This is a genomic window from uncultured Campylobacter sp. (assembly GCF_938030685.1).
GTDB lineage: Bacteria > Campylobacterota > Campylobacteria > Campylobacterales > Campylobacteraceae > Campylobacter_B.
Map to the genome: position 1 here is coordinate 1 of NZ_CALHHX010000175.1, position 22267 is coordinate 22267.

The window sequence follows — 22267 nt, forward strand, 5'->3', positions numbered from 1 at the left end:
GGGATTTCGCCTTTAAATTCATATCTTTTTAAATCCAGATTTATTAAAATTACTCATTTATATTAAGCGGCGATAAAATTTAGCCGAGGCACTCGGTGTTCGTATATATGGGCATCGGTACCCGCGCGGCTAGGCGCTCGCGCGCAGTCGGCGGCGGGCAGGCACTACGGCGCGGCAAACGGCTTGGAGGTCGGTAGACGGCGCGCGATCGCGATTTTGCGCGAAATTAAGTCGGTAAAATTTAAACGCAAAATGATCTGCCAAGAAGACGGCGCCTAAATAAAATTTTAAACCGAGCCTCGATCGGTAGCGTAACGGCGTGCTAAATGAACGGGCTACGGCAGCGGTGCGATGCGTAGGCGTCGCGATAAGTCGGTAGCGCGTCGGATGGCGCGTAACACATCGGCGGCGCAGACGGCACGCCGTAGTCGAAAAGCGGAGCGGTGATACGTACCTACTCGGCGCCGTGTGACATAACCTTCGCTCGGGCAAATCATCATCGTAACGGCGCTACGATCAAAACGAACAACGTTGCCGTGGCGGCGGATCGGCAGCACAAGGGCGCGGCGTGATTGCGGCGGCGATAGCATAAAATGCCGCAATATGGCAACCGCGATCGACAGGATGCGTATGTAGGGAAAGCGCAGTGCAAGTAGCGCAAACGCGCGATACGATGATGGCGGCCCGCGGAGCGTATAGGCAAGCAGCAGTGCGGACGGCGCAATAACGCCGAGGCGATACGATAGCGGCGACCGACGAGACGTAACGCCGCCGTAGCGTTCGCGTGCGCTACGCCTAAGCCGCTAAATTTTAAAACGAAGCAAGGAGATTTTATGCTTAAAGCGAGGATTGTTTATAAATTTGCGCTCATCGTGCTACTAGGCTGCGCGCTTTGCATTTTGGGCTTTTCGGGCGCCTACTTTGCGCGCGGCGAGTACGACGAGACGTGGATGAGCCTGCATAAGATCGCGGGATTTGGCCTGCTTTGCGTCGCGATCTTGCATATAATCACAAGGCGAAAGAAGCTCGTAAAGCTCTGGAGCGAGTTTTTGGACGTGGTTTTGAGCCGCAAAAATCCCGGCTTTTGTAATATGGATCGCATAATCGGCGCGATCGAGCGCTATAATATCAGAGAAATCGCTAATAAAATGGGCTTTGAGCCGGACGAGCTCGCTAAGATTTTGAAATCAAACGGCATCAAGCTTGTAAGCGCAGATCAAGGCCTGCGCGAGCTTGCGAAGTTTAACGACGAAAAAATTTTCTTTATCTTGGTGCTTTTAATCGAGGCAAAATTCGGCAAAGCGGGTGGATGTAAGGTCTAAATTTTAAAAGGCTAATAGCCGGCGTTTGCGATCGCTTCGGCTTGAGAGTGCGCGATGAGCGGATCGATGATCTCGTCGAACAAGCCGCCCGCCATGATCGCGTCTAGGCGGTAGAGCGTTAAATTTATGCGGTGGTCGCTGATGCGGTTTTGCGGATAGTTGTAGGTACGAATTCGCCCCGAGCGGTCGCCGGTGCCTACCTGATCCTTGCGATCTTTGCGCTCTTTTTCGAGCCGCTCCTGCTCCTGCATATCGTAAAGGCGCGCCTTTAGCACCTTCATCGCCGCCTCTTTGTTTTTGTGCTGGTCCTTGCCGTCTTGGTTGGTGACGACTAAGCCGGTCGGGATGTGAGTGATGCGGACGGCGCTGTCGGTGGTATTTACGGACTGTCCACCGTGTCCGGAGCTACGCATAACGTCGATGCGAAGGTCATTTGGATTGATCTGTATCTCGCTATCCTCGATCTCAGGCATCACGGCGACGGTGATTGCAGAGGTATGCACCCTGCCCTGGCTCTCCGTTTCGGGGACGCGCTGCACGCGGTGAGTGCCGCCTTCAAATTTCAGCCGCGAATACGCTCCCGCGCCCTTTACGAGCAAGATCGCTTCTTTGTAGCCGCCGACGCTGCCTTCACTGGTGCTTACGATCTCGCATTTATAACCGCGAAGATCGGCGTAGCGTAGATACGCGCCGAGCAGGTCGCCCGCAAACAGCGCCGCTTCGTCGCCGCCCGTACCGGCGCGGATCTCCAAAAAGATATTCTTATCGTCGTTGGGGTCTTTTGGAAGCAGTAAAATTTTGATTTTTTCTTCGAGCTGCGGCTTTTGCGTCTCTAAGTTTTTAAGCTCCTCTTTGGCCAGCTCGCCGAGATCGGCATCGCTTAGCAGGGCTTTGTTTTCTTCGATCTGATTTAAAATTTTAAGATACTCGCTAGCCGCCTCTTTGATCGGCTCGATATTGCGCTGCTCCTTAGATAGCGCCGTCATATTAGCGATATCTGCGGTGACTGCGGGATCGCTAAGCATGCGCGAAAGCTCGTCGTAGCGATCCAAAAAAGGCTTTAGTTTATCGGCTAGCATTTAAATTTTATGCGTAAGGGGCGCTTACGCGGCGGTTTTTAAAGAATTTACTAGTTTGGCTAGGCGGCTTACTTTTCTGCTCGCGGTCTGTTTTTTCAAAAAGCCCCTGCTTACGAAGCTGTGGAAGCTTTCGTTAGCCGTTTTTAGAGCCTGAGTTGCTGCGTCTAGATCCTTGCTCTCGACCGCCTCTCTTACGGCTTTTGTGATATTTTTTACTCTGGTGCGATAAAATCTATTTCGCTCCGTTCTTTTTATGGTTTGTCTCGCGCGTTTTTCGGCGGATTTGTGATTTGCCATAACGTTCCTTTTCGGTTAAATTTGAACCTGCGATTATACGTAAAAAATATTTAATCGACGCTTAATTTAAGTAAAATTTAAATATAGTTTAAATTTATTAAGATTAAACTTTTTTTGGTAGAATTTCCTGATTTTTATATAAGGATTTGATAATGAAACTTTTCGGAACGGACGGCGTACGAGGCAAAGCGGGAGAATTTCTAACCGCCGAGCTTGCGATGCGCGTAGCGATGGCGGCGGGGATTTACTTTAGGAAAAATTCCGTTACGAATATGATCTTAGTCGGCAAAGACACCCGCAGAAGCGGCTATATGATAGAAACAGCGATCGTAGCAGGCCTTACCTCGGTGGGCTACAACGTCCGCCAGATCGGACCGATGCCTACTCCTGCGATTGCCTTTCTTACGGAGGATATGCGCTGCGACGCGGGCATCATGATAAGCGCGAGCCACAATCCATACTACGACAATGGCATTAAATTTTTCAACAGCGAAGGCTTTAAACTCGACGAAAAAGAGGAAGTGCAGATCGAAAAAATTTACTTCAGCGACGATCTAATCGCCGAGGCGCGCACCAAAATGATGCAAATAGGCGCTGCAAAGCGCGTGGATGACGTCATCGGCAGATACATCGTGCATATTAAAAATTCCTTCCCGAAGCAAAAGACGCTGCACGGGCTTCGCGTGGTGCTTGATTGCGCAAACGGAGCAAGCTACAAGGTCGCACCTACCGTATTTAACGAGCTGGGAGCCGAAACTATCGTCATCGGCGACGAGCCTAACGGAAAAAATATAAATGATGCTTGCGGCGCGTTAAGCCCGCAAGGTCTAGCCGGGGAAGTAAAGCGCCTGCGCGCCGACGTCGGCTTTGCTTTCGACGGGGATGCCGATAGGCTCGTAGTCGTGGATGAAAACGGCGAGATCATCCACGGCGACGCGCTGCTTGGAATTTTAGCGGTATATTTGAAAGAGAAAAAGCGCCTCGCGGGCGATCAGATGATCGCGACGGTGATGAGCAACTCCGCGCTGGAGGATTTTTTAGCCAAACACGGCATTGCGCTTCATCGCTGCAATGTCGGCGATAAATTCGTACTTGAGATGATGCGCGAGCTGGGCGCAAATTTCGGCGGCGAGCAGAGCGGACACGTAATTTTCGGCGATTACGCCAAAACGGGCGACGGCATCGCAAGCGCGCTGCAATTCGCCGCTTGCATGCTTAATACGCACAAAAAAGCGAGCGAACTTTCGGCTATGCTTAAGCCATACCCTCAAATTTTACGAAATTTAAAGATCGCGGATAAAAAGCCGCTTGAAAAATTAAAAGGGCTAAAGGAGCTTGAAGCAAGCCTCAAAGCGGACAAGATCCGCTCGCTCTTTCGCTACTCCGGCACCGAAAACGTTATCCGCCTCTTGCTCGAGGGCAAAAACGAAAAACTGCTTCAAAAGCGAATGGACGAGGTCGAGAAATTTTTTACCAAAGCCCTAAATGAGTAGCGTTGCGGTGAAATTTTACGGCGCAACAAGCTCATGGCTCGGTACAAAAGGCGCGGACAAAAAATGCAGGCTTTACATATTTAAATTTAGGCTGCGAGATGGCTAAGACCTGTATTAAATTTATCCTGCTTTTTGCGGCGATCTTTGCGATCGATCAAGCGATCAAACTTCTGTTTTTAAACAGCTTTTCGTGGCAAGGCGAGTTTTTTTCGCTAGAGCTTACGCTTAATCGCGGCGTTGCGTTTTCGATGTTTGCATTCTTGGGCGAAAATTTAAAATTTATCCAGATCGCGCTGATCTCGGCACTTGCGGCGTATGTATTTTGTCATAAAAAGCTCTTTTGCGAACACTGGGCGCCGTTTGCGCTGATGCTCGCGGGGGGCTGTTCAAATTTGCTCGATCGCTTCATTCGCGGCGGCGTGGTCGATTACGTCGCGTGGCATAAGTGGTTTGAGTTCGCGGTGTTTAATTTCGCCGATGTGATGATAGATCTGGCCGTCGTGATTTTCATCTTCCAAAGCTACAAGATCGCGAAAAAGGAGAAAAATGAAAAGAAATAATTATATCGCCTATGCGCTGTGGTTTGTAGGCGGCTGTTCGTCGCTTTTGGGAATGCCGATCGGAGGCGGACTGCATAGAATTTACTGCGGTAAATTTATCAGTGGCTTTTCGCAGATCGCGCTATTTTGGCTGGGAAGCTTTACGCTATGGTTTTTGGTGGGCTTTTTGTTTTGGGCTATTTGGGGGATTTGGTGGCTTATCGATCTATTTTTTATAGGTATCTGGGTCGATGATATTAACGAATTTAGCACCGAAACTCTGCGAGACGACTACGAACAGCGCCTTAAAAAGGTTGATGCACTCTACGAGCTGTATCAAAAAGGCGCGATTTCCAAAGAGGAATTTGAAGCTAGAAAAGAAATTTTAATGAGAGATTAAGGAGGCTAAAATGAGTTATTTTTGGTTTAAATTCGTTCACTTTGCGGGCTTTATTTCATGGATGGCGATGCTGTTTTATATGCCGCGCCTATATGTTTATCACGCTGAAAATTTAGACAAGCCGGATTTCGTAAAGGTCGTTAAAAAGATGGAGCGGATGCTGTATCATGCGATCGGCTGGATAGCGATGGTCGTGACGGTTTTTAGCGGGGTAATGCTGATCGTTTTAAATCCGGGGCTTATGAAGTTGGGATATTTTCATCTAAAGCTGCTAGCCGGAGTTTTGCTGATCTGTTATCATTTGTGGCTCTATTATTATATGTATAAATTTGAAAAAAACGAGTGCCGCAGGAGCGGAAAGTACTTTCGTGCGATCAACGAAGGCCCTACGATCCTGATGTTTATAATACTTTATGCGATGCTAATAATGCCAAATTTACCGAGCAACTAAGCGCTTTGATAAAAATTTAATTAAAATTTGCATAAAATTAGGACAAAATTTTAAAGGAAGCATGTGCGGCAGATCATAAGAAAAATTTTATCGAGCGAAAGTAGCGCGGGAATCATACTGCTTTTATCCGCAGTCCTTGCGATCATCGCTCAAAACGTAGGCTTTTTATCAAAATACTATGAGGCGTTTTTACATTTGAATTTCACCATAGGCGTCGGTCCTACAAAGCTCGATGAATCGATGCATTTTTTGGTAAACGACGTGCTCATGGCGATATTTTTCTTCGCTATCGGACTTGAGCTAAAGCGCGAAAAGATCGAAGGACAGCTGCGCCATTTCTCTCAAATTTTACTTCCTAGCTTCGCAGCTCTGGGCGGAGTAATGATGCCCGCGATTATATTTTCGATCATCAACTGGGGCGATGCCGTCGCGATGAAGGGCTGGGCAATCCCTACGGCGACCGACATAGCCTTTGCCGTGGGCGTGATGGCGCTTTTAGGCAAAAAAATCCCGGCTAGCCTTAAAATTTTCGTTTTGACGCTTGCCATAATGGACGATCTGTGCGCAATTTTAATCATCGCTTTGTTTTATTCCTCTACCATAAACGCAATCTATCTAGGCGGCGCGGCTGCCTGTGTCGCAATAATGCTAGCGATGAGCAGACTTGGCGTTGATAAAAAGCTTCCGTTTATCATCGTGGCCGTGGTGCTGTGGGTGATGGTCCTAAACTCTGGCATACATGCGACCATCGCGGGAGTGCTTGCGGGTTTTTGTATCCCGCTTAAAACCCGCTCGGGCTCTATGCTAAAGGATATGGAGCACGGACTAGCCTACCCCGTAAATTTCTTCATCTTGCCGATCTTTGCCTTTACAAACGCAGGCGTTTCGCTAGCAGGCATCAGTCCTAGCTTCCTTTTCGGTCCGGTGCCGATGGGCATCATGCTTGGACTATTTTTCGGTAAACAGATCGGAATTTTTGCCTTTAGCTGGATCCTAATCAAAGCCAAAATCGCCTACATGCCTGAAAATGCAGGCTGGCCGCAGCTTTACGCAGTAGCAATCATCTGTGGTATCGGCTTTACGATGGCGCTTTTCGTCGATGGCCTAGCATATGGTGGCAGCGATATGTATCATTACACGGACAAGCTCGCGGTATTTTTAGGCTCGATAATTTCCGGAGTAGTGGGATTTTTCGTCGCAAAAGCAGTCGCGGTAAAACAAAGCTAAATTCCATAAAAAGATTAAAATTTTAAAATTTTACGAGCAACACAAAATTTCAAAATTCTAAGAGCGGCTCTAAATTTTAAATTTATACTCTATAAAATTTAACTTAAAATTCTGTCTGATCCAAGCGCAGCTTAAATTACCAAAATACCCGCATTTTGCATTAAGCTTAGCGCACATTCGTCGTAGTAGCCGCGCTCATGGTTCGGCGCATCGTAGGTAGCTACCGCACCTCGCGGAACGATGACGTCCTTATCCTCGCCAGTTTCGTTGAGATAGGTGCGCAGGCTAAGCGCAAACTGCATCACGCAGATATCGGTGCAACAGCCCGTAATCACAAAGCGATCGAAGCCGTCCAGAATTTTTTTATCCAAATTATGAAAGCCGTTCGTACTGCGCTTAAAAGTGACGTTTTGCTCACCTACGTAGGGCGCAAGCTCCTCGATCACCTCCGCTTCGGGCGAGCCAACTAGACAGTGGATCGGGTAGCGCTTCATCTCCAAATCCCGCTCGGCGTGAGCATCGCAGATGAAATGCACGTTTTTGGCCGCCTCAATCTGTTTAAGCACCGCAGGAGCGATCTTTGCTATGCTAGGATCGGCCATCGCGCCGAATTTTACGAAGCCGTTTAGCATATCGATCACAAATACCAAAGTTTTCATCAAAACTCCTTGTAAATTTCAGGTTTCATATCTTTTAAAAGATCCATTTTAGCGCGAAATTTTAAAATTTCATCTAAATCCGCTCGAGCGATCTTCACGGCCTCTTTTTTGCCTAAGCGCGCGACGATCTCGCCGCCGGGATTTATCAGCATGGAATTTCCGCCGAAACTCTCGCCCTGCCCCGTATCACCGCAGCCGTTTACCGCGCAGATAAAAATTTGATTCTCGATCGCGCGGGCCCTCACAAGCGTAATAAAATGCTCTATGCGGCTTTGCGCGAACTGCGCGATTACAAAAACTATCTGCGCGCCGCGAAGCGCCAAGGCGCGAAAAATTTCACAAAAGCGCAGATCGTAGCAAATCGCGACGCCGATTTTGACCGCGCGATTTTTAAATTTGACCTCGCAAATTCCTAACCTATCGCCGCCACTTACGATCTCGTTTTCGCGAGCGAGCGAAAAAGCGTGTATCTTGTCATAGCGTAAAATTTCGGCTCCGTTTTGATATACGAAAGTAGAATTGTAAATTTTATTTCGCTCGGAGCTTATCGATCCGCCGATTAAAACAGCGCCGCTTTTTTGCGAAATTTCGCTTAAAAATTTTTTCGTATAAGCAGCGTTCGTATCGGCAAGCTCTTTAAATTTAGCCGTATTAAAGCCCGTGTTAAATGCCTCGGGCAGCACCACTACGTCCGCGCCGCGTTTTAACGCGCGATCTATCAGCTCGCGCGCATGAACAAAATTTTGCTCACAATCTGCAAAATTTTGAGCTACTTTCACATCCATTTGCAAAATAGCGATTTTCATAAAACCTCCTATTTAGGCGCTAAGCGCATAACATTTGCATGCGTAAGCGCAATAGCTATGGCATCGGTGATGTCAAGCGGCTTAATCTCCTTATTAATCCCCAAAATTCGCTTAACCATAAACGCAACCTGTTCCTTTGCAGCCTTTGCCTTGCCCGTGACAGATTTTTTTACCTGAAGCGGCGTATATTCGACAAAATTCCCAAAAATTTGTAAAATTTTAAGAGCCAGCGCGCCGCGAAACTGAGCAAGCTTTAAAACAGACTGCGGATTATAGGCATAAAACATCGATTCTATCGCAACCTCATCGATCTTATGAGCGCTAAAAATTTGATCAATCGCCTCACTCATCTGCGTCATTTGAAATTGCACATTTTCGGCCTTCATTTTCACAAGTCCCGCCTCTATAAGAGTAATTTTATTCACATCTTTTTCCAAAATCGCATAGCCTAAATTTCTAGTTCCCGGATCAATTCCTAAAATTTTCATAGCCACCTTTCACACTTATTCACGGCTTAATCACCGGTGAATAAACTGAAATTTACCGCAAATTTAGTGAAATTTAGCTAAAATAGCGACTTAATTTATAAGGGAATTTAATGGCGACGTCACAAGCACAAGAAATTTTATCAAACCTAGAGAAGGAAATTTTGCCTACCGAATACTCTAGATACATTAAAAATTTGAAATTTAACGATAAAAATTCGACACCGGAATTTTTCATCTACAACGCAACTAACGAGTTTATCGCCAAATACGCGCAGACAAAATACGGCACGAAGATAAAAGAGCTTATCAAAAAACAGTTTGGGCTCAACGACGTGATCGTCAAAATCACCTCAAAGGCTAAAATTTCGCCGAAAGAAAAGGTAAAAATCATCTCCGAAAAGCCTAAAAGCACCATTTTAAGCGAAAATTACAACTTCGAAAATTTTATCATCGGCGATTCAAACAAATTTGCCTTCGAGTGTTCGGTATCCGTCGCAAAAGAGCCCGGAATTCGCTTTAACCCGCTCTTTATCTACGGACCTAGCGGGCTTGGAAAAACTCACCTACTTCAATCGATCGGAAATTACTGCATCAAAAAGGGAAAGACCGTCATTTGTGTCACTAGCGAGCAGTTTGCTAATGATTTCGTCTTTAATCTCAAAAACAACTCGATCGATAAATTTAAACAAAAATACCGTAACTGCGACGTTTTGCTCATCGACGACATTCAATTTTTGATCGGACGCGATAAAGCTCAAGAGGAGCTTTTTTATACATTTAATGAGCTAAAAGACAAAAACTGCCAAATCGTCCTTACCAATGACCTGCCGCCAAAATTTCTAAAAGGCTTTGAAAGTCGCCTCACAACGCGATTTGAAAGCGGCATAATAGCAAACATTACCCCGCCAAATCTAGAAACTAAAATCGCCATTATCAATAAAAAGAGCGAGGAAAATCGCGTTAGAATTCCACACGATGTCGTAGAATATATCGCTACAAATATGGGTGACAATATCCGCGAAATCGAAGGCGCAATAAACAAACTAAACGCCTACTCCTCAATACTTCGTACAAAGATCACGCTGGAATTTACCAAAAGTACACTGCAAGATCAAATTCACCAAAAATATTCAAGCGTGAGCCTTGAACACGTCATAGAGGTGATTTCAAAAGAACTGAACGTAAAACCCAGCGAGCTAAAGAGCAAAACACGAGCTAAAAACGTCGTCGAAGCGCGCCAAATTTGCATATATCTAACCAAACAGTTAACTCAAAACTCAATGCCAAAAATCGCCGCATTTTTTAATCTAAAAGATCACAGCGCCATCAGCAAAAATATCAAAAAAATCAACGAGCTCATTCAAACCGACGAGATATTAAAGATAAAAATTGAAGAGCTAAAAAACAAAATAACCAAAAAGGATAAGAATGAAATTTAGACTTTATGAAAATAAAGCAAAAAAGGTGAATAAAAGTGAATAAAACAAAGCTACTTACTCACTGGATAAACTACCTAAAGACAAGCTTTAGGATAAGTTTTTCACAAAAACCTCTTACCAACTACTACAACGATAAAAATTTAAAAGGATAAAAATATGAAAGTGTTAATCACTAAAAAACTTTTAGAAGAGATAGTTTCCAATGCCAGCTCTTATCTTGATAAAAAAGATCTAAGCTCGATAACATCACATCTTTTAATGAGTGCTAAAGATGGAATTTTTAGTATAAAAGCTACCGATCATGAAATCGGTTTGAGCTACAATCTACAAAATGTCTCAATAGAAACAAAGGGAGAAGCCACGGCAAACGGAGGTAAGCTTCTTAGCGTTATTAAAGGCCTAAGCGACGATAACGTTACTTTAGAAACTGTCAACGGAGCGCTATTTGTAAAGCAAAAAAAATCCAAGTATAAGCTTCCGATGTTTGAAACGAGGGATTTTCCGAGCTTTCCTACGATAGAGGGCAAAAACAGCTTTGACGTAAATGCTGGAATTTTAGGCAGAAGCCTTAAAAAGATCTATCCTTCGATCGACACCAACAACCCAAAATATGAGCTAAACGGAGCTTTGATCGACGTAAAAGAGGGCTTTTTAAATTTAGTCGGGACCGATACTAAACGACTTAGCGTTTATAAGCTGATCACTCAGTCAAAAGCGGGCGAGCTAGATACTAAAATTTTAATCCCTAAAAAGGCAATAGGCGAAATTCAAAAGCTATTTTCGGACAAAATTAAAATTTACTACGACGAAAACGTGCTGCTAGCGGTGAGCGAGAATTTTGAGTTTTTTACAAAGCTTATTAACGGCAAATTTCCAAACTACGAGCGTGTGATCCCAAGCGATACGGCGTATAAAATTTCAATTCCGCGCGATAAGATGGTAAGCGGCGTGCGAGCGATAAATGCAATGTGCGAGGAGATGAAGGTTACCATTAAGAAGGACGGAATGGTTTTTGAAAGTATCAACGAAGATAATTCCGAAGCAAAGACCGAAATTGAAGCGGCGATCGATATAAACGGCGAGATAGTCTTCGGCGTGAAAAATCGCTTTTTGCTCGATTTTTTAAGTAGCATCGAGAGTGAAATTTTTGAGCTTGATTTTAACAGCTCCGATACGGCGTTTGTGCTTAGCGCGGATGGTTTAAAAACGGTCGTCATGCCGATAAATAATATTTAAAGGAAAAATATGAAACAAAATTATGGCGCTAGTAATATTAAAGTTTTAAAAGGTCTTGAGGCTGTTAGAAAGCGCCCCGGAATGTATATTGGAGATACCAATATCGGCGGACTTCATCATATGATCTACGAAGTCGTGGATAATTCGATCGATGAGGCGATGGCGGGCTACTGTGACACGATCGATGTCGAGATCACTAGCGAAGGAAGTTGTATCGTTAGCGATAATGGTCGTGGGATTCCCGTCGATATACACCCGACTGAAAAAATTCCTGCCGCGACGGTGGTTCTTACGGTACTCCACGCAGGCGGTAAATTTGACAAAGACACTTATAAAGTCTCCGGCGGTTTGCACGGCGTGGGCGTTAGCGTTGTAAATGCGCTTTCAAAAAAGCTCGTTGCTACGATCAAACGTGACGGAAATATTTATAGACAAGAATTTGCCAAAGGAATTCCTACTACCGAGCTTGAAAAGATAAAAACTACTAACCGCACGGGCACGACGATCGAGTTTTGGCCCGACGGCGAAATTTTTGAAATTTTAGAATTTGACGATGAAATTTTATCAAAAAGATTTCGTGAGCTTGCGTATCTAAATCCAAAAATTACGATAAATTTTAAAGATAATCGCACGGGCAGGGACGAGCACTTTCACTTCGAAGGCGGTTTGGAGAGCTTCGTAAACGATATGAATAAAGCGCCTGCCATATCCAAAGCCGTATCGTTTAGTGATAGTGCGGATGATGTTATGGTGGATTTTGCGCTTATGTATAACGAAACATATAGCGAAAATTTACTGAGCTTCGTAAATAATATCAAAACTCCGGACGGCGGTACTCACGAGGCTGGTTTTAGAGCGGGTCTTACGCGCGCGATAACAAATTACGTCGCGGCAAATGCGGCCGCGCGTGAAAAGGACACGAAGATCACCGGCGATGACGTTCGCGAGGGACTTATAGCGGTAATTAGCGTAAAGGTTCCCGAGCCGCAGTTTGAAGGACAAACTAAAGGTAAGCTGGGCTCCAGCTATGTTAAGCCGATCGTGCAAAAGATGGCGTTTGAGGTGCTTAGCAAGTATTTTGAAGAAAATCCGATCGAAGCGCGCGCCATTATGAATAAGGCTCTTTTGGCTGCGCGCGGTCGCGAAGCGGCGAAAAAAGCACGCGACTTAACGCGCAAAAAAGATAATTTAAATTCCGTAGGAACCCTTCCAGGAAAGCTAGCCGATTGTCAGAGTAAAGATGCAAGCATTAGCGAAATTTATCTAGTCGAGGGCGATAGTGCGGGCGGCTCGGCGAAGCAGGGAAGAGACCGCGTGTTTCAAGCGATCCTGCCGCTTAGAGGTAAAATTTTAAACGTAGAAAAGGCGCGCCTGGATAGAATTTTGCAATCCGAAGAGATAAAAAATATGATTACGGCCTTTGGTTGCGGTATCGGCGAGGAATTTAACGAAGAGAAGCTTCGCTATCACAAAATCATCATTATGACCGATGCGGACGTCGACGGTAGCCACATTCAGACGCTACTTCTAACATTTTTCTTTAGATTTTTGCGCCCTGTTGTCGAAAACGGCTATGTTTATCTAGCGCAGCCGCCGCTTTTTAGATATAAAAAGGGCAAAAAAGAGATTTATCTGAAAGACGAAAAGGCGCTGAGCGAGTTTTTGATCGAAACTGGCATCGATATGAGCGAGTTTGAAGGCATCGGTAACGAGGATCTGATTGATTATCTAAAAATAGTTTCAAACTACCGCTCGCTTCTAAATGAGCTTAAAAAGCGCTTCAGCGTGCTTAGCGCGATCAGATTTTTGATAGAAAACGATGAAGCGCGAAGCCTTGGCTATGAGGAGCTATTTAAAATTTTAAAACCCCGCTTGGAAAGTGAAGGATTTAATATCTTAAATTCCTACGTAAATGATGAAGGCATTAGAATTTATGTCCAGACGCCAAGCGGCTTGGAACAGCTTGTGATAGATGAGAATTTATTTGGCAATTATATCTTTGAAGAGGCGATCAGAGTTTATTCAAAGATCAAAGAGCGAGATGTAAGCTTCGGTAAGGATTTTATTGAAATTTTAGATGAAATCGAAAAAAGCTCGAAAAAAGGCGCTTATATTCAGCGCTATAAAGGTCTTGGAGAGATGAATCCGGAGCAGCTTTGGGAAACAACTATGAGCCCTGAAAATAGAAGGCTTTTAAAAATTAGCATTGCAGACGCACAGAGTGCTAGCGATACCTTTAATCTCTTCATGGGCGACGAGGTTGAACCGCGTAGGAATTACATTCAAGACCATGCCAAAGATGTTAAACACTTGGATATATAATGTCTGTTCTATTTAGTGAGACTAAAGAGCGTGAAAACCGTTTCATAACGGCGCTTAAAATTTCGGTGCCGTTTACCTGCGTTTTGATTGTTTTCGGAATTATTTTATTCCGAAATGGCGAGTTTAAATTTGACGACGTAATTTTATTTTTAATACTTTTAATCTGCTATGTTTATTATGTCATCTATCAAATTTACTTCGGCTTTCAAAAAACGCTGATCGATCCCGTTACTCACGTATTCGTGCGCGAGGAGATCGAGAAAATTTTAAGCAACGATCTAGCTAAAAATCGTCAAATAAATATTGTGCTTTTACGAATTAAAAATATCATCGACATAAACGATCGATACGGCTACAAAAACGGCGATGAAATTTTATACGAGTATTGCAAGGAACTTTCAAATTTTATGGCGGAACAGGGCTTTAAGGACCTTCCAATCGGGCGCTTTATAAACGGCTACTTTGTATTCGGCGTAGAATCAAAAGCTACAAATTTAAGTCATATTTTGCGAATGTTTGAGCATAAAATTTCAAGTCAAACGATTAAAAATGTAGAGATAAAAAGCGAATTTGCAATGCTTCCAAGTTCATATGATCGAAATTTAAATAATATCGTAAATGCGCTATTTTATAAGATAAATCACCTGGATGACGAAGAGCACGGCGAGAAGTCTATCGACGTCGAAAAGGTATTAATCGACGTATTTTCCGCCGACGTAATGGAAGCGATCGATAGTGAAAATTTTAGTTTTAAATATCAGCGCGTCGCGGATAAAAACGGCGTAAAATTTCATATAAATTTAATTCCGAAGCTTGATCTGCGAAGCGGCGAAAAGATCACAAAAAGTAGAATTTTAGATATCTTGCTTCTAAATCATTACGACATCAAATATGATATTTCGATGATGAGGCAAATTTCTAGAATCATCTATTTTAAGGATATCGACGCTAAAATTTTTATCGAGATTATGCCTCAGACGTTGCGAAACAATGAGTTTCGCAATGAAATTTTAAAGCTCATCGATAATAATCTAATCGATCCGAAAAAGATCGTGTTTGAGTTTAACGAAAAGCTTATCTATTCGGAGATCAAGCGCTTTGACGAAATTTTGATTAAATTCCGCGAACTTGGATTTAGCTTCGCGCTGTCGCAGTTCGGCGGTTCAAACGCGAGCTTTGAGTATTTAAAGTTTCTAAACGTCGATTTTATCGTTTATGACATAGAATTTAATAAAAATTTAGACGATGAAAAGATTAAAAATATATTTATTGGCATTAATGAAGCCTGCGCTAAATCGGGCGTCAAAACCATAATGCGCTTTGTAGATAAGCAGGAATTTCAAATGAAACTTTATAAAATGGGTATCGATTATATTCAGGGATTTTGCGTCGAAAAACCGAATGATATATCGAATTTAAGGAGATCATAGTGAGATACGGCGAAGAGGAAATTGAGAAATTTGACATAGAAAAGATGGAAGTTTGGCCCAATAAACAAAAGCGCGATTATCTTATAAAAATAACCCTACCTGAGTTTTGCTGCCGCTGCCCGCGCTCGGGCTATCCGGACTTTGCGACGATCTATTTGGAATATATCCCGGATAAGCTCGTAGTGGAGCTTAAAGCGATTAAAATTTACATAAATTCCTTTATGAACCGCTATATTAGCCACGAGGATAGCATAAATGAAATTTACGGCGCGTTGCAAAGCAAGTTAAAGCCTAAATTTATGAAAATCACGGGCGATTTTAATCCACGCGGCAATGTCCACACCGTAATCGAAATAAACTCGGATCAAATTTACCGATGATAAGCTCAAATTTAGTCGAACAAATTTTTAAATCCGCAAGCATTAGCCGCTGGAACGATTACCCAAAGATGGTAAGTCTAGTCGAGCTCGACAAACAGGCGCATAAATTTATCATCGCTTATTTTATCGCTAGCTTTGAGCGAGACGTGGATATCAACTACGTCATCGAAGCGGGGATTTTCGAGTTTTTAGCGCGCATCGTCGTGACCGATATCCGTCCGGATGTCTTTCATCAGATACAAAAAACCAAGAAAAAAAAGATCAACGAATGGGTTTTAAGCGTCCTCGAAAGCGATCTTTTGCCTATTCAAAACGGCGCATTTTTCGAGCGATTTAAAAAATATCTAAATTCCAAGGATCATAAGAAAGAAGCGGTGATCTTAAAGGCGGCAAGCTACCTTTCTACGCGGTGGGAATTTAACATCGTCTATCAAACGAGCCAGTTTCTAAACGATATTGAGGAGCTTAAAGCCAAGGTCGAGGAGGAGCTCGAGGATTATTACGAGCTAATCGGCGTGCGAAAGATCGTGATGAATAAAAAACTTGCCCGCATAGTTGATCTTAGCGGCAGACTTCGTTTTCAAAAGCGCTGGGCGCAGACGCCGCGCATCCCTGAGACATCGGTGCTGGGACACATGCTGGTAGTCGCGATTTTAAGCTACTTTTTCTCGCTTGAAGTGGGTGCGTGCTGCTCGCGCACGGCATATAATTTTTTCTGCGCGCTATTTCACGATCTACCCGAAAGCCTCACTCGCGACATCATTAGCCCCGTAAAATACGGCGTAAAGGGCCTTAGTGACATTATCAGCGAATATGAGATGCGGTTAATAGACGATAAAATTTTACCCTTTGTGCCGGAACATATGCGAGATGATTTTAGCTATATTTTGGGTATCCGTAAAGAGGGCGGTAAATTTATAAAAGACGAGTTTGAAAACCGCACCTTCGAGCTAGGCAAGGAGCCTAAATTTGCAGAAGGCAGCCTAAAGATGTTTAATGAAGACAAATTTCGCGCAATCGACGGCAAAGCGCTTAAGTATTGCGACAAACTAGCGGCATTTTTTGAGGCTGGAATTTCGATCAGTTACGGCGTGAAAAGCAAGGAGTTGCTTAGCGGGTATAATTCGATGCTAGAGTTTTTCAAAGCCAAGCCAAAAATCGAAGGCGTCGATTTTCAGAGTGTTTGCGAGGATTTCAAAGAACATTTCGGACTTAATAGGATCGATTTATAAAACCCCTTCCCAGATGGCTGCGGCACATGCGAGATCTAAGTGCTCTGCTGTATTCCTACCCTGAAGCGGTGCCTAAAAAAAGCATTGCACAGGTCTAAGAAAGGGCAAACGGGATTATATGGAAATGTTTCTTAAAGTAAGGTTATAAATGAATTTCAAAAATCATCTTCTATCCGTATTTCGCGAGGTCTTTATCCCTCATCATCGCTCTATCGAGTTCAGAGCTAAAATTTTTGCCGCGATGCTACTTGCTAAAAAGAAGCAGACCGACGAGGATTACGACGCGATCAAAGATATAGCGGGCGAAATTTATCCGGGCGACGAGCAGCGCATCGGCGTGCTAGTTTCTATCGTAAAAGAGTATATCTTAAAGGCGAAAACTTATAAAAGCTTAAATTTAGACTCGCTTCTAAAAGAGATCGACAGAGATATCAAAAATAACAAAAAATATATCAAAAAGATCGATTTTTCGCATCTGCGCCGTCTGATCGGAGATGATGACGAGGATGCGCTAATCCAACAGCGCGTTTATGAGTTTTTTGTCTGCGAAGTCAAAGAGTACTCGTAAATTTTTATCTTAAGAATTTTTTTAGTATAATCATCAGCTTTTGAAATTAGAAACGGAGAAAAATTTGGAAAATATCAGAAATATTGCGGTTATCGCGCACGTCGATCACGGCAAGACCACTATCGTAGATGAGCTTTTAAAACAGTCCGGCACCTTTGGTAATCACCAAGAAGTCGGCGAGCGCGTGATGGATAGCAACGACATAGAGCGCGAGCGCGGCATTACGATACTATCCAAAAATACCGCCATCCACTACGGCGGCGTTAAAATCAACATCATCGACACTCCGGGCCACGCCGATTTCGGCGGAGAGGTCGAGCGCGTACTAAAGATGGTAGACGGCGTGCTTTTGCTCGTCGACGCGCAAGAAGGCGTTATGCCGCAGACAAAATTTGTCGTCAAAAAGGCGCTGTCTTTGGGACTGCGACCGATCGTAGTCGTAAATAAAATCGACAAGCCCGCAGCCGATCCGGACCGCGTGGTAAATGAAATTTTCGATCTTTTCGTAGCGCTTGACGCAAACGACGAGCAGCTCGAGTTCCCCGTCATCTACGCCGCCGCCAAAAACGGCTACGCAAAATACGATCTAAGCGATGAGAGCGCCGATATGAAGCCGCTTTTTGAGACGATCATCTCTCACGTCCCTACTCCGAGCGGCAGCGATGAGAATCCGCTGCAGCTGCAGGTTTTCACGCTCGATTACGACAACTACGTCGGTAAGATCGGCATCGCTAGGATTTTCAACGGCACGATAAACAAGAACCAAAGCGTTATGTTAGCTAAAGCCGACGGCACGCACATAAACGGCAGAATTTCAAAGCTCATCGGCTTTAACGGGCTTGAGCGTGCCGACATCGATGCGGCGGGCACGGGCGACATCGTGGCGATCGCGGGCTTTGACGCGCTTGACGTAGGCGATAGCATCGTAGATCCCAATAATCCGATCCCGCTTGATGCGCTGCATATCGAAGAGCCGACCCTTAGCGTAATTTTCAGCGTAAATGACGGACCGCTCGCCGGCACGGAGGGCAAATTCGTAACCTCAAATAAGATCGATGAGCGCTTGGAAGCTGAGATGAAAACCAACATCGCGATGCGCTATGAAAACGCGGGCGAGGGTAAATTTAAAGTAAGCGGCCGCGGCGAGCTGCAGATCACGATTTTGGCTGAGAATATGCGCCGCGAGGGTTTTGAGTTTTGCCTCGGGCGCCCGGAAGTTATCATCAAAGAGATCGACGGCATCAAATGCGAGCCTTTCGAGCATCTAGTTATTGACGCGCCCGATGATTGCACCGGCACCGTCATCGAAAAGCTCGGTCGCAAAAAGGCCGAGATGAAGGTGATGAATCCTACCGGCGACGGGCAGACGCGTATGGAGTTTGAGATCCCGGCGCGCGGTCTTATCGGCTTTCGCTCGCAGTTTTTGACCGATACTCGAGGCGAAGGCGTAATGAACCATAGCTTTTTGGAATTCCGCCCTTTCATAGGCGCAGTCGAGAAGCGACAAAACGGCGCGCTCGTGAGTATGGAAAACGGAGTGGCGCTAGGATACAGCCTGTGGAACCTGCAAGATCGCGGCGTGCTTTTTATCGCTCCGCAGGCGAAGGTTTATCTGGGTATGATCATCGGCGAGCACAGCCGTCCGAACGATCTGGACGTCAATCCGATCAAGGGTAAAAATTTAACCAACGTCCGCGCCAGCGGCAGTGACGATGCGATCAAGCTCGTGCCGCCTCGCGTGTTAAATTTAGAGCGCGCGCTGGAGTGGATCGAGGAGGATGAGCTTGTGGAGGTTACGCCCGTAAATATCCGCGTGCGTAAGCGATACTTAGACCCTACGACGCGCAGACGAATGGCGAAAAAATAGAATTTCAAAATGAAATTTTAAAATTCGGCGTGAAATTTAGCTTTTAAATTTCACGCCTTTTTTATAGGCAAATTTTAAAATTTACGCTTCTGAAATTTTGCTAGGAGAGGCAATGAATCTTGTTTTATTCGACTTTGATGGCACGATCACGCGCGATGATTCGCTGCTCGAGTTCGTCGCCTACGTAGTCGGATTTAAGAAATTTTTTCGCGGGATTTTGGTGCTATCGCCCATTTTAGCGGCGTATAAGTTAGGTCTTGCGAGCAATAATTTTACGCGCAGAAAGCTCTTGGGCTACTTTTTTGCGGGTATGAGCGCCGATAAATTCGATAAAATTTGCAAAAAATACTCCACCACCCATATCGAAGATATCCTAAAACAAAGCGCGATGGACAAGATCGCAAGCTACAAAGCCGCGGGCGATAGGGTCGTCATTGTCACCGCCTCGCTCGAAGATTGGCTGCGTCCGTGGTGCGATGCGCAGGGCTTGGAGCTTTTGGGCACCAAAATACGGCGCAAAGGCGGCATCATCACGGGCGAGATCGAGGGGCAGAACTGCTACGGCGCGCAAAAGGTCGCTCGCGTGCGCGCAGCATACGACGTGCAGGCTTTCGATCGCGTTATCGCTTACGGCGACAGTAGAGGCGATCGCGAGATGTTAGAGTTTGCCGACGAGGCGCATTACAAGGCGTTTGAGTAAAATTTAACGACTGAAAGCTTAATGATATCATCTGCGGCGACTGCACTTTTGCTGAGAGCTAGATTTTGCCTCACGCGGAATTTTATCCTTTTAAATTTATCGTGCTTATCTGCGGAATTCTACACCGCACGATAAATTTATATTTTATCGCAGCGCAAAAGCCCTCAACTACGAAATTCTGTTGTAGCATGGGATTTTAAAATTCTCGGTGCGGGTAAAATTCTAAAATTCCGTCATGCATAAAATTTTAAAATTCTATCATAGCGTGAAATTTTGCTTTGAATGGAATAGATGTTTTTAAACCGAGCGTGAGATAAAATTTTAAATTTTGAAATTTTACGGAATTTCTCGATTACTAAAATTTTAGAATTTGCAGGTTCCAGAATATCTACTCGCCGCGTGCGAAGCGGAATTTTCAAAATTTCAAAATTCCGCGCCTTAGCATTCTAAGCTCTAAAGCATATTATAAATTCCGTCTAAAAGGAAGTATTTTCTATCCGCAGTGCCGCGGTAAAATGGCTCGAAAGTATCCTCATAAGCCTTTTTGAAAAAGCCCTCTTTGCTTAGTTTGATTAGATCGGCATTGATGAAATCAAGCAGGCTTTGATTGCCTTTTTGCACGCCGACGCCTAAGAATTCCGCCGCGCCTAGGTTTTTAAACGGCACTTCGAGCGTATCGTCCACGACGGCGTAGGCTAGGACGATGATGTTGTCATTGGCGTAACCGTCGGCTCTGCCATCCTTCATCATCGCGTAGCACTCGGAGGTATTTTTGCAATAAACTAAATTGCTAAATTTCTCTTTGCGCAGATAGCGCTCGGTCATCGAGCCGTTGGGATTTTTTTCGATCGAAATTCTCATATCGCGAACTTGCGCGAAGTCCTTCACTTGATCCTCTTTACGCGTTACGATGCCAAAATTTACCGATAGATAGGGCAGCGAGAAATCTACCTGCTTCTTGCGCTCTTGCGTAATCATAAAGGTGCCGATGACCATATCGACCTTGTTATTTTTCAAAAACGGGATTCTATCGCCCGCGGTTACGGCTACGAACTGCACTTCGCCTTTTTTATCGCCGAAAATATCTTTGGCGATCGAGCTAGCAAGCTCGATTTCAAAGCCCTCAAACTTGCCGTTATTAGACTCGCTTAGCGGCGGACGACCTTCGCGCACGCCCACTCTGATAACACCTGCCTGCCTGATTTCATCTAGTGTATTTGCAAAAATGCTAGCGCAAAATAAGGCTAAAATAAAAAGTAATCTCATAAAAAGCCCCCTACTTTTTAGTTTTGAAATAATTATAGCACTATATATTTTAGAGAAAATAAATGCAAGCGGTTTAAAATTTAATCACCGCGCGTATGTAGGTTTGAAATTTAGGGGCGAAGTGGGGATTTAAAATTTAATGAATTTGAAAAATTTTAAATCCCAAGATTTTAGTTATACAAGCTACCTGCGATAAATTTTATATTTTGATTCCTAGCTCGCTTTTATAGCAAATCATAAATTCCATCTAGCAGGAAGTATTTTTTATCCGCCGTACCGCGGTAAAAAGGCTCGAAAGTGTCCTGATAAGCCTTTTTGAAAAAGCCCTCTTTGCTTAGTTTTACAAGCTCTGCGTTGATAAAATCAAGTAGCTCCTTATTTCCTTTTTGCACGCCAATACCGATGAAATCGGGCTTACCGAAGTTTTGAAACGGCACTTCGAGCGTATCGTCCACGACGGCGTAGGCTAGCACCGTGATATTTAAATTGATGTATCCGTCAGCTTTGCCGTCTCGGATCATCGCGTAGCATTCGCTTGTGCTTTTGCAGTAGCTTACGTTGCTAAATTTCTCTTTTTTGAGGTAATTATCTACGGTCGTGCCCTCTTCGGTTATGAGCCTCATATCGCGCAAACGCGATATATCTTTGATGGCGTCCGCTTTGCGAGTTAGTACGCCGAGATTGGTCGAAAAATACGGCATCGAGAAGTCCACGTGATTTTTACGCGCCGAATCGATAACGAAGGTAGCTGCAACTATATCGACTTTATTATTGACTAGATACGAGACGCGATCGGCGGCGCTTAGAGAGACAAACTGCACTTCGCCTTGTTTGGCACCGAAAATCGCCTTTGCGATCGCATTGGCAAGCTCGATCTCAAAGCCTTCAAATTTACCGCCGCTAATCTCGCTAAAAGGCGGTCTGCCGTCTCTGACGCCTACTCTAATGACGCCGCTATTTCTGATCTCTTGCAGCGTGTTTGCAAAAAGCCCCGCACAAAGCAAGATCAAAGTAAAAAGTAGTTTCATTTGCCGCTCCTTTGTTTAGGTTATTTATGGCTAATTCT

The 22267-nt window shown here is 44.5% G+C and carries 24 protein-coding genes and 1 other RNA gene; 16 read left to right on the forward strand and 9 right to left on the reverse strand.

The window, feature by feature from the left end:
* Positions 1 to 443: 443 nt before the first annotated feature.
* Positions 444 to 572, forward strand: a complete 129-nt coding sequence (locus tag Q0369_RS07925; RefSeq protein WP_298098355.1) for a hypothetical protein — start codon at positions 444 to 446, stop codon at positions 570 to 572.
* Positions 573 to 833: 261 nt separating this feature from the next.
* Positions 834 to 1322, forward strand: a complete 489-nt coding sequence (locus tag Q0369_RS07930; RefSeq protein ID WP_298098358.1) for a chemotaxis protein — start codon at positions 834 to 836, stop codon at positions 1320 to 1322.
* 11 nt (positions 1323 to 1333) lie between these two features.
* Here the strand turns inward: Q0369_RS07930 and prfA are convergent, their stop codons facing one another.
* Positions 1334 to 2401, reverse strand: a complete 1068-nt coding sequence (prfA, locus tag Q0369_RS07935; RefSeq protein WP_297997269.1) for a peptide chain release factor 1 — start codon at positions 2399 to 2401, stop codon at positions 1334 to 1336.
* Positions 2402 to 2425: 24 nt separating this feature from the next.
* Positions 2426 to 2698 carry a 30S ribosomal protein S20 gene (rpsT, locus tag Q0369_RS07940; RefSeq protein ID WP_291938896.1) on the reverse strand — a complete coding sequence of 91 codons (273 nt, stop codon included), beginning with the start codon at positions 2696 to 2698 and terminating at the stop codon, positions 2426 to 2428.
* Positions 2699 to 2850: 152 nt separating this feature from the next.
* Between rpsT and glmM the strand changes: the two genes are divergently transcribed.
* The 5 genes from glmM (at position 2851) to nhaA (ending at position 6808) form a co-directional block, all read left to right on the forward strand.
* On the forward strand, positions 2851 to 4191 hold the full coding sequence (gene glmM, locus Q0369_RS07945; RefSeq protein ID WP_298098362.1) for a phosphoglucosamine mutase: 1341 nt from the start codon (positions 2851 to 2853) through the stop codon (positions 4189 to 4191).
* Between the two features lie 98 nt (positions 4192 to 4289).
* Positions 4290 to 4751: a signal peptidase II gene (gene lspA / locus Q0369_RS07950; protein WP_298098365.1), complete on the forward strand. Its 462-nt coding sequence runs from the start codon at positions 4290 to 4292 to the stop codon at positions 4749 to 4751.
* Positions 4738 to 5130, forward strand: coding sequence for an NINE protein (locus Q0369_RS07955; protein ID WP_298098368.1), 393 nt, complete (start codon positions 4738 to 4740; stop codon positions 5128 to 5130). The genes lspA and Q0369_RS07955 overlap by 14 nt, the downstream gene beginning before the upstream one ends.
* Positions 5131 to 5140: 10 nt before the next feature.
* Positions 5141 to 5581 carry a CopD family protein gene (locus tag Q0369_RS07960; protein ID WP_298098371.1) on the forward strand — a complete coding sequence of 147 codons (441 nt, stop codon included), beginning with the start codon at positions 5141 to 5143 and terminating at the stop codon, positions 5579 to 5581.
* Between the two features lie 63 nt (positions 5582 to 5644).
* Positions 5645 to 6808, forward strand: coding sequence for a Na+/H+ antiporter NhaA (gene nhaA, locus Q0369_RS07965; RefSeq protein ID WP_298098375.1), 1164 nt, complete (start codon positions 5645 to 5647; stop codon positions 6806 to 6808).
* 131 nt (positions 6809 to 6939) lie between these two features.
* Here the strand turns inward: nhaA and Q0369_RS07970 are convergent, their stop codons facing one another.
* The 3 genes from Q0369_RS07970 to ruvC are packed head-to-tail and all read right to left on the reverse strand — an operon-like array spanning position 6940 to position 8761.
* Complete coding sequence (locus tag Q0369_RS07970; RefSeq protein ID WP_297987613.1) at positions 6940 to 7467, reverse strand: cysteine hydrolase family protein; 528 nt, start codon at positions 7465 to 7467, stop codon at positions 6940 to 6942.
* Positions 7467 to 8273: a nitrilase-related carbon-nitrogen hydrolase gene (locus Q0369_RS07975; protein WP_298098379.1), complete on the reverse strand. Its 807-nt coding sequence runs from the start codon at positions 8271 to 8273 to the stop codon at positions 7467 to 7469. The genes Q0369_RS07970 and Q0369_RS07975 overlap by 1 nt, the downstream gene beginning before the upstream one ends.
* Positions 8274 to 8281: 8 nt before the next feature.
* Positions 8282 to 8761, reverse strand: coding sequence for a crossover junction endodeoxyribonuclease RuvC (gene ruvC, locus Q0369_RS07980; RefSeq protein WP_297987616.1), 480 nt, complete (start codon positions 8759 to 8761; stop codon positions 8282 to 8284).
* A gap of 110 nt (positions 8762 to 8871) precedes the next feature.
* Between ruvC and dnaA the strand changes: the two genes are divergently transcribed.
* The 6 genes from dnaA (at position 8872) to Q0369_RS08010 (ending at position 16800) form a co-directional block, all read left to right on the forward strand.
* A complete protein-coding gene (gene dnaA / locus Q0369_RS07985; protein ID WP_298098382.1) occupies positions 8872 to 10200 on the forward strand; it encodes a chromosomal replication initiator protein DnaA in 1329 nt (442 codons plus the stop codon).
* 156 nt (positions 10201 to 10356) lie between these two features.
* Complete coding sequence (dnaN, locus tag Q0369_RS07990; RefSeq protein ID WP_298098387.1) at positions 10357 to 11436, forward strand: DNA polymerase III subunit beta; 1080 nt, start codon at positions 10357 to 10359, stop codon at positions 11434 to 11436.
* 9 nt (positions 11437 to 11445) lie between these two features.
* Positions 11446 to 13758: a DNA topoisomerase (ATP-hydrolyzing) subunit B gene (gene gyrB, locus Q0369_RS07995; RefSeq protein WP_298098390.1), complete on the forward strand. Its 2313-nt coding sequence runs from the start codon at positions 11446 to 11448 to the stop codon at positions 13756 to 13758.
* Complete coding sequence (locus tag Q0369_RS08000; RefSeq protein WP_298098393.1) at positions 13758 to 15188, forward strand: EAL domain-containing protein; 1431 nt, start codon at positions 13758 to 13760, stop codon at positions 15186 to 15188. Before gyrB ends, Q0369_RS08000 begins: the two co-directional genes overlap by 1 nt.
* Positions 15188 to 15568 (forward strand): preQ(1) synthase, encoded by a 381-nt coding sequence (gene queF / locus Q0369_RS08005; protein ID WP_298098396.1) that lies wholly within the window; start codon positions 15188 to 15190, stop codon positions 15566 to 15568. The genes Q0369_RS08000 and queF overlap by 1 nt, the downstream gene beginning before the upstream one ends.
* Positions 15565 to 16800 (forward strand): HD domain-containing protein, encoded by a 1236-nt coding sequence (locus Q0369_RS08010; protein ID WP_298098399.1) that lies wholly within the window; start codon positions 15565 to 15567, stop codon positions 16798 to 16800. The genes queF and Q0369_RS08010 overlap by 4 nt, the downstream gene beginning before the upstream one ends.
* A 3-nt stretch (positions 16801 to 16803) precedes the next feature.
* Here the strand turns inward: Q0369_RS08010 and ffs are convergent.
* An RNA gene (gene ffs / locus Q0369_RS08015) (signal recognition particle sRNA small type) lies at positions 16804 to 16901 on the reverse strand.
* 47 nt (positions 16902 to 16948) lie between these two features.
* Between ffs and Q0369_RS08020 the strand changes: the two genes are divergently transcribed.
* From Q0369_RS08020 to Q0369_RS08030, 3 genes are all read left to right on the forward strand, one after another.
* Positions 16949 to 17368 (forward strand): hypothetical protein, encoded by a 420-nt coding sequence (locus Q0369_RS08020; RefSeq protein WP_177386922.1) that lies wholly within the window; start codon positions 16949 to 16951, stop codon positions 17366 to 17368.
* A 64-nt stretch (positions 17369 to 17432) separates the two neighbouring features.
* Positions 17433 to 19235: a translational GTPase TypA gene (typA, locus tag Q0369_RS08025; RefSeq protein WP_298098402.1), complete on the forward strand. Its 1803-nt coding sequence runs from the start codon at positions 17433 to 17435 to the stop codon at positions 19233 to 19235.
* A gap of 112 nt (positions 19236 to 19347) precedes the next feature.
* Positions 19348 to 19935 carry an HAD-IB family hydrolase gene (locus Q0369_RS08030; protein WP_297896884.1) on the forward strand — a complete coding sequence of 196 codons (588 nt, stop codon included), beginning with the start codon at positions 19348 to 19350 and terminating at the stop codon, positions 19933 to 19935.
* Between the two features lie 233 nt (positions 19936 to 20168).
* On the opposite strand, the gene Q0369_RS08035 is transcribed toward Q0369_RS08030, so the two are convergent.
* The 3 genes from Q0369_RS08035 to Q0369_RS08045 all read right to left on the reverse strand — a co-directional run bounded on the left by Q0369_RS08035 (position 20169) and on the right by Q0369_RS08045 (position 22229).
* Entirely contained in the window at positions 20169 to 20354 is a 186-nt protein-coding gene (locus tag Q0369_RS08035; RefSeq protein ID WP_298098405.1) for a hypothetical protein, read from the reverse strand.
* A 34-nt stretch (positions 20355 to 20388) separates the two neighbouring features.
* Positions 20389 to 21201: a transporter substrate-binding domain-containing protein gene (locus Q0369_RS08040; protein ID WP_298098407.1), complete on the reverse strand. Its 813-nt coding sequence runs from the start codon at positions 21199 to 21201 to the stop codon at positions 20389 to 20391.
* 224 nt (positions 21202 to 21425) lie between these two features.
* Positions 21426 to 22229, reverse strand: coding sequence for a transporter substrate-binding domain-containing protein (locus Q0369_RS08045; RefSeq protein ID WP_298098411.1), 804 nt, complete (start codon positions 22227 to 22229; stop codon positions 21426 to 21428).
* Between the last annotated feature and the right edge of the window lie 38 nt (positions 22230 to 22267).

Bases quoted from the DNA above. Each gene is read 5' to 3' on its own strand.
- Q0369_RS07930 (WP_298098358.1), top strand. From the start codon at position 834: ATGCTTAAAGCGAGGATTGTTTATAAATTTGCGCTCATCGTGCTACTA.
- prfA (WP_297997269.1), bottom strand. From the start codon at position 2,401: ATGCTAGCCGATAAACTAAAGCCTTTTTTGGATCGCTACGACGAGCTT.
- rpsT (WP_291938896.1), bottom strand. From the start codon at position 2,698: ATGGCAAATCACAAATCCGCCGAAAAACGCGCGAGACAAACCATAAAA.
- glmM (WP_298098362.1), top strand. From the start codon at position 2,851: ATGAAACTTTTCGGAACGGACGGCGTACGAGGCAAAGCGGGAGAATTT.
- lspA (WP_298098365.1), top strand. From the start codon at position 4,290: ATGGCTAAGACCTGTATTAAATTTATCCTGCTTTTTGCGGCGATCTTT.
- Q0369_RS07955 (WP_298098368.1), top strand. From the start codon at position 4,738: ATGAAAAGAAATAATTATATCGCCTATGCGCTGTGGTTTGTAGGCGGC.
- Q0369_RS07960 (WP_298098371.1), top strand. From the start codon at position 5,141: ATGAGTTATTTTTGGTTTAAATTCGTTCACTTTGCGGGCTTTATTTCA.
- Q0369_RS07970 (WP_297987613.1), bottom strand. From the start codon at position 7,467: ATGAAAACTTTGGTATTTGTGATCGATATGCTAAACGGCTTCGTAAAA.
- Q0369_RS07975 (WP_298098379.1), bottom strand. From the start codon at position 8,273: ATGAAAATCGCTATTTTGCAAATGGATGTGAAAGTAGCTCAAAATTTT.
- ruvC (WP_297987616.1), bottom strand. From the start codon at position 8,761: ATGAAAATTTTAGGAATTGATCCGGGAACTAGAAATTTAGGCTATGCG.
- dnaA (WP_298098382.1), top strand. From the start codon at position 8,872: ATGGCGACGTCACAAGCACAAGAAATTTTATCAAACCTAGAGAAGGAA.
- dnaN (WP_298098387.1), top strand. From the start codon at position 10,357: ATGAAAGTGTTAATCACTAAAAAACTTTTAGAAGAGATAGTTTCCAAT.
- gyrB (WP_298098390.1), top strand. From the start codon at position 11,446: ATGAAACAAAATTATGGCGCTAGTAATATTAAAGTTTTAAAAGGTCTT.
- Q0369_RS08000 (WP_298098393.1), top strand. From the start codon at position 13,758: ATGTCTGTTCTATTTAGTGAGACTAAAGAGCGTGAAAACCGTTTCATA.
- Q0369_RS08010 (WP_298098399.1), top strand. From the start codon at position 15,565: ATGATAAGCTCAAATTTAGTCGAACAAATTTTTAAATCCGCAAGCATT.
- Q0369_RS08020 (WP_177386922.1), top strand. From the start codon at position 16,949: ATGAATTTCAAAAATCATCTTCTATCCGTATTTCGCGAGGTCTTTATC.
- Q0369_RS08030 (WP_297896884.1), top strand. From the start codon at position 19,348: ATGAATCTTGTTTTATTCGACTTTGATGGCACGATCACGCGCGATGAT.
- Q0369_RS08040 (WP_298098407.1), bottom strand. From the start codon at position 21,201: ATGAGATTACTTTTTATTTTAGCCTTATTTTGCGCTAGCATTTTTGCA.
- Q0369_RS08045 (WP_298098411.1), bottom strand. From the start codon at position 22,229: ATGAAACTACTTTTTACTTTGATCTTGCTTTGTGCGGGGCTTTTTGCA.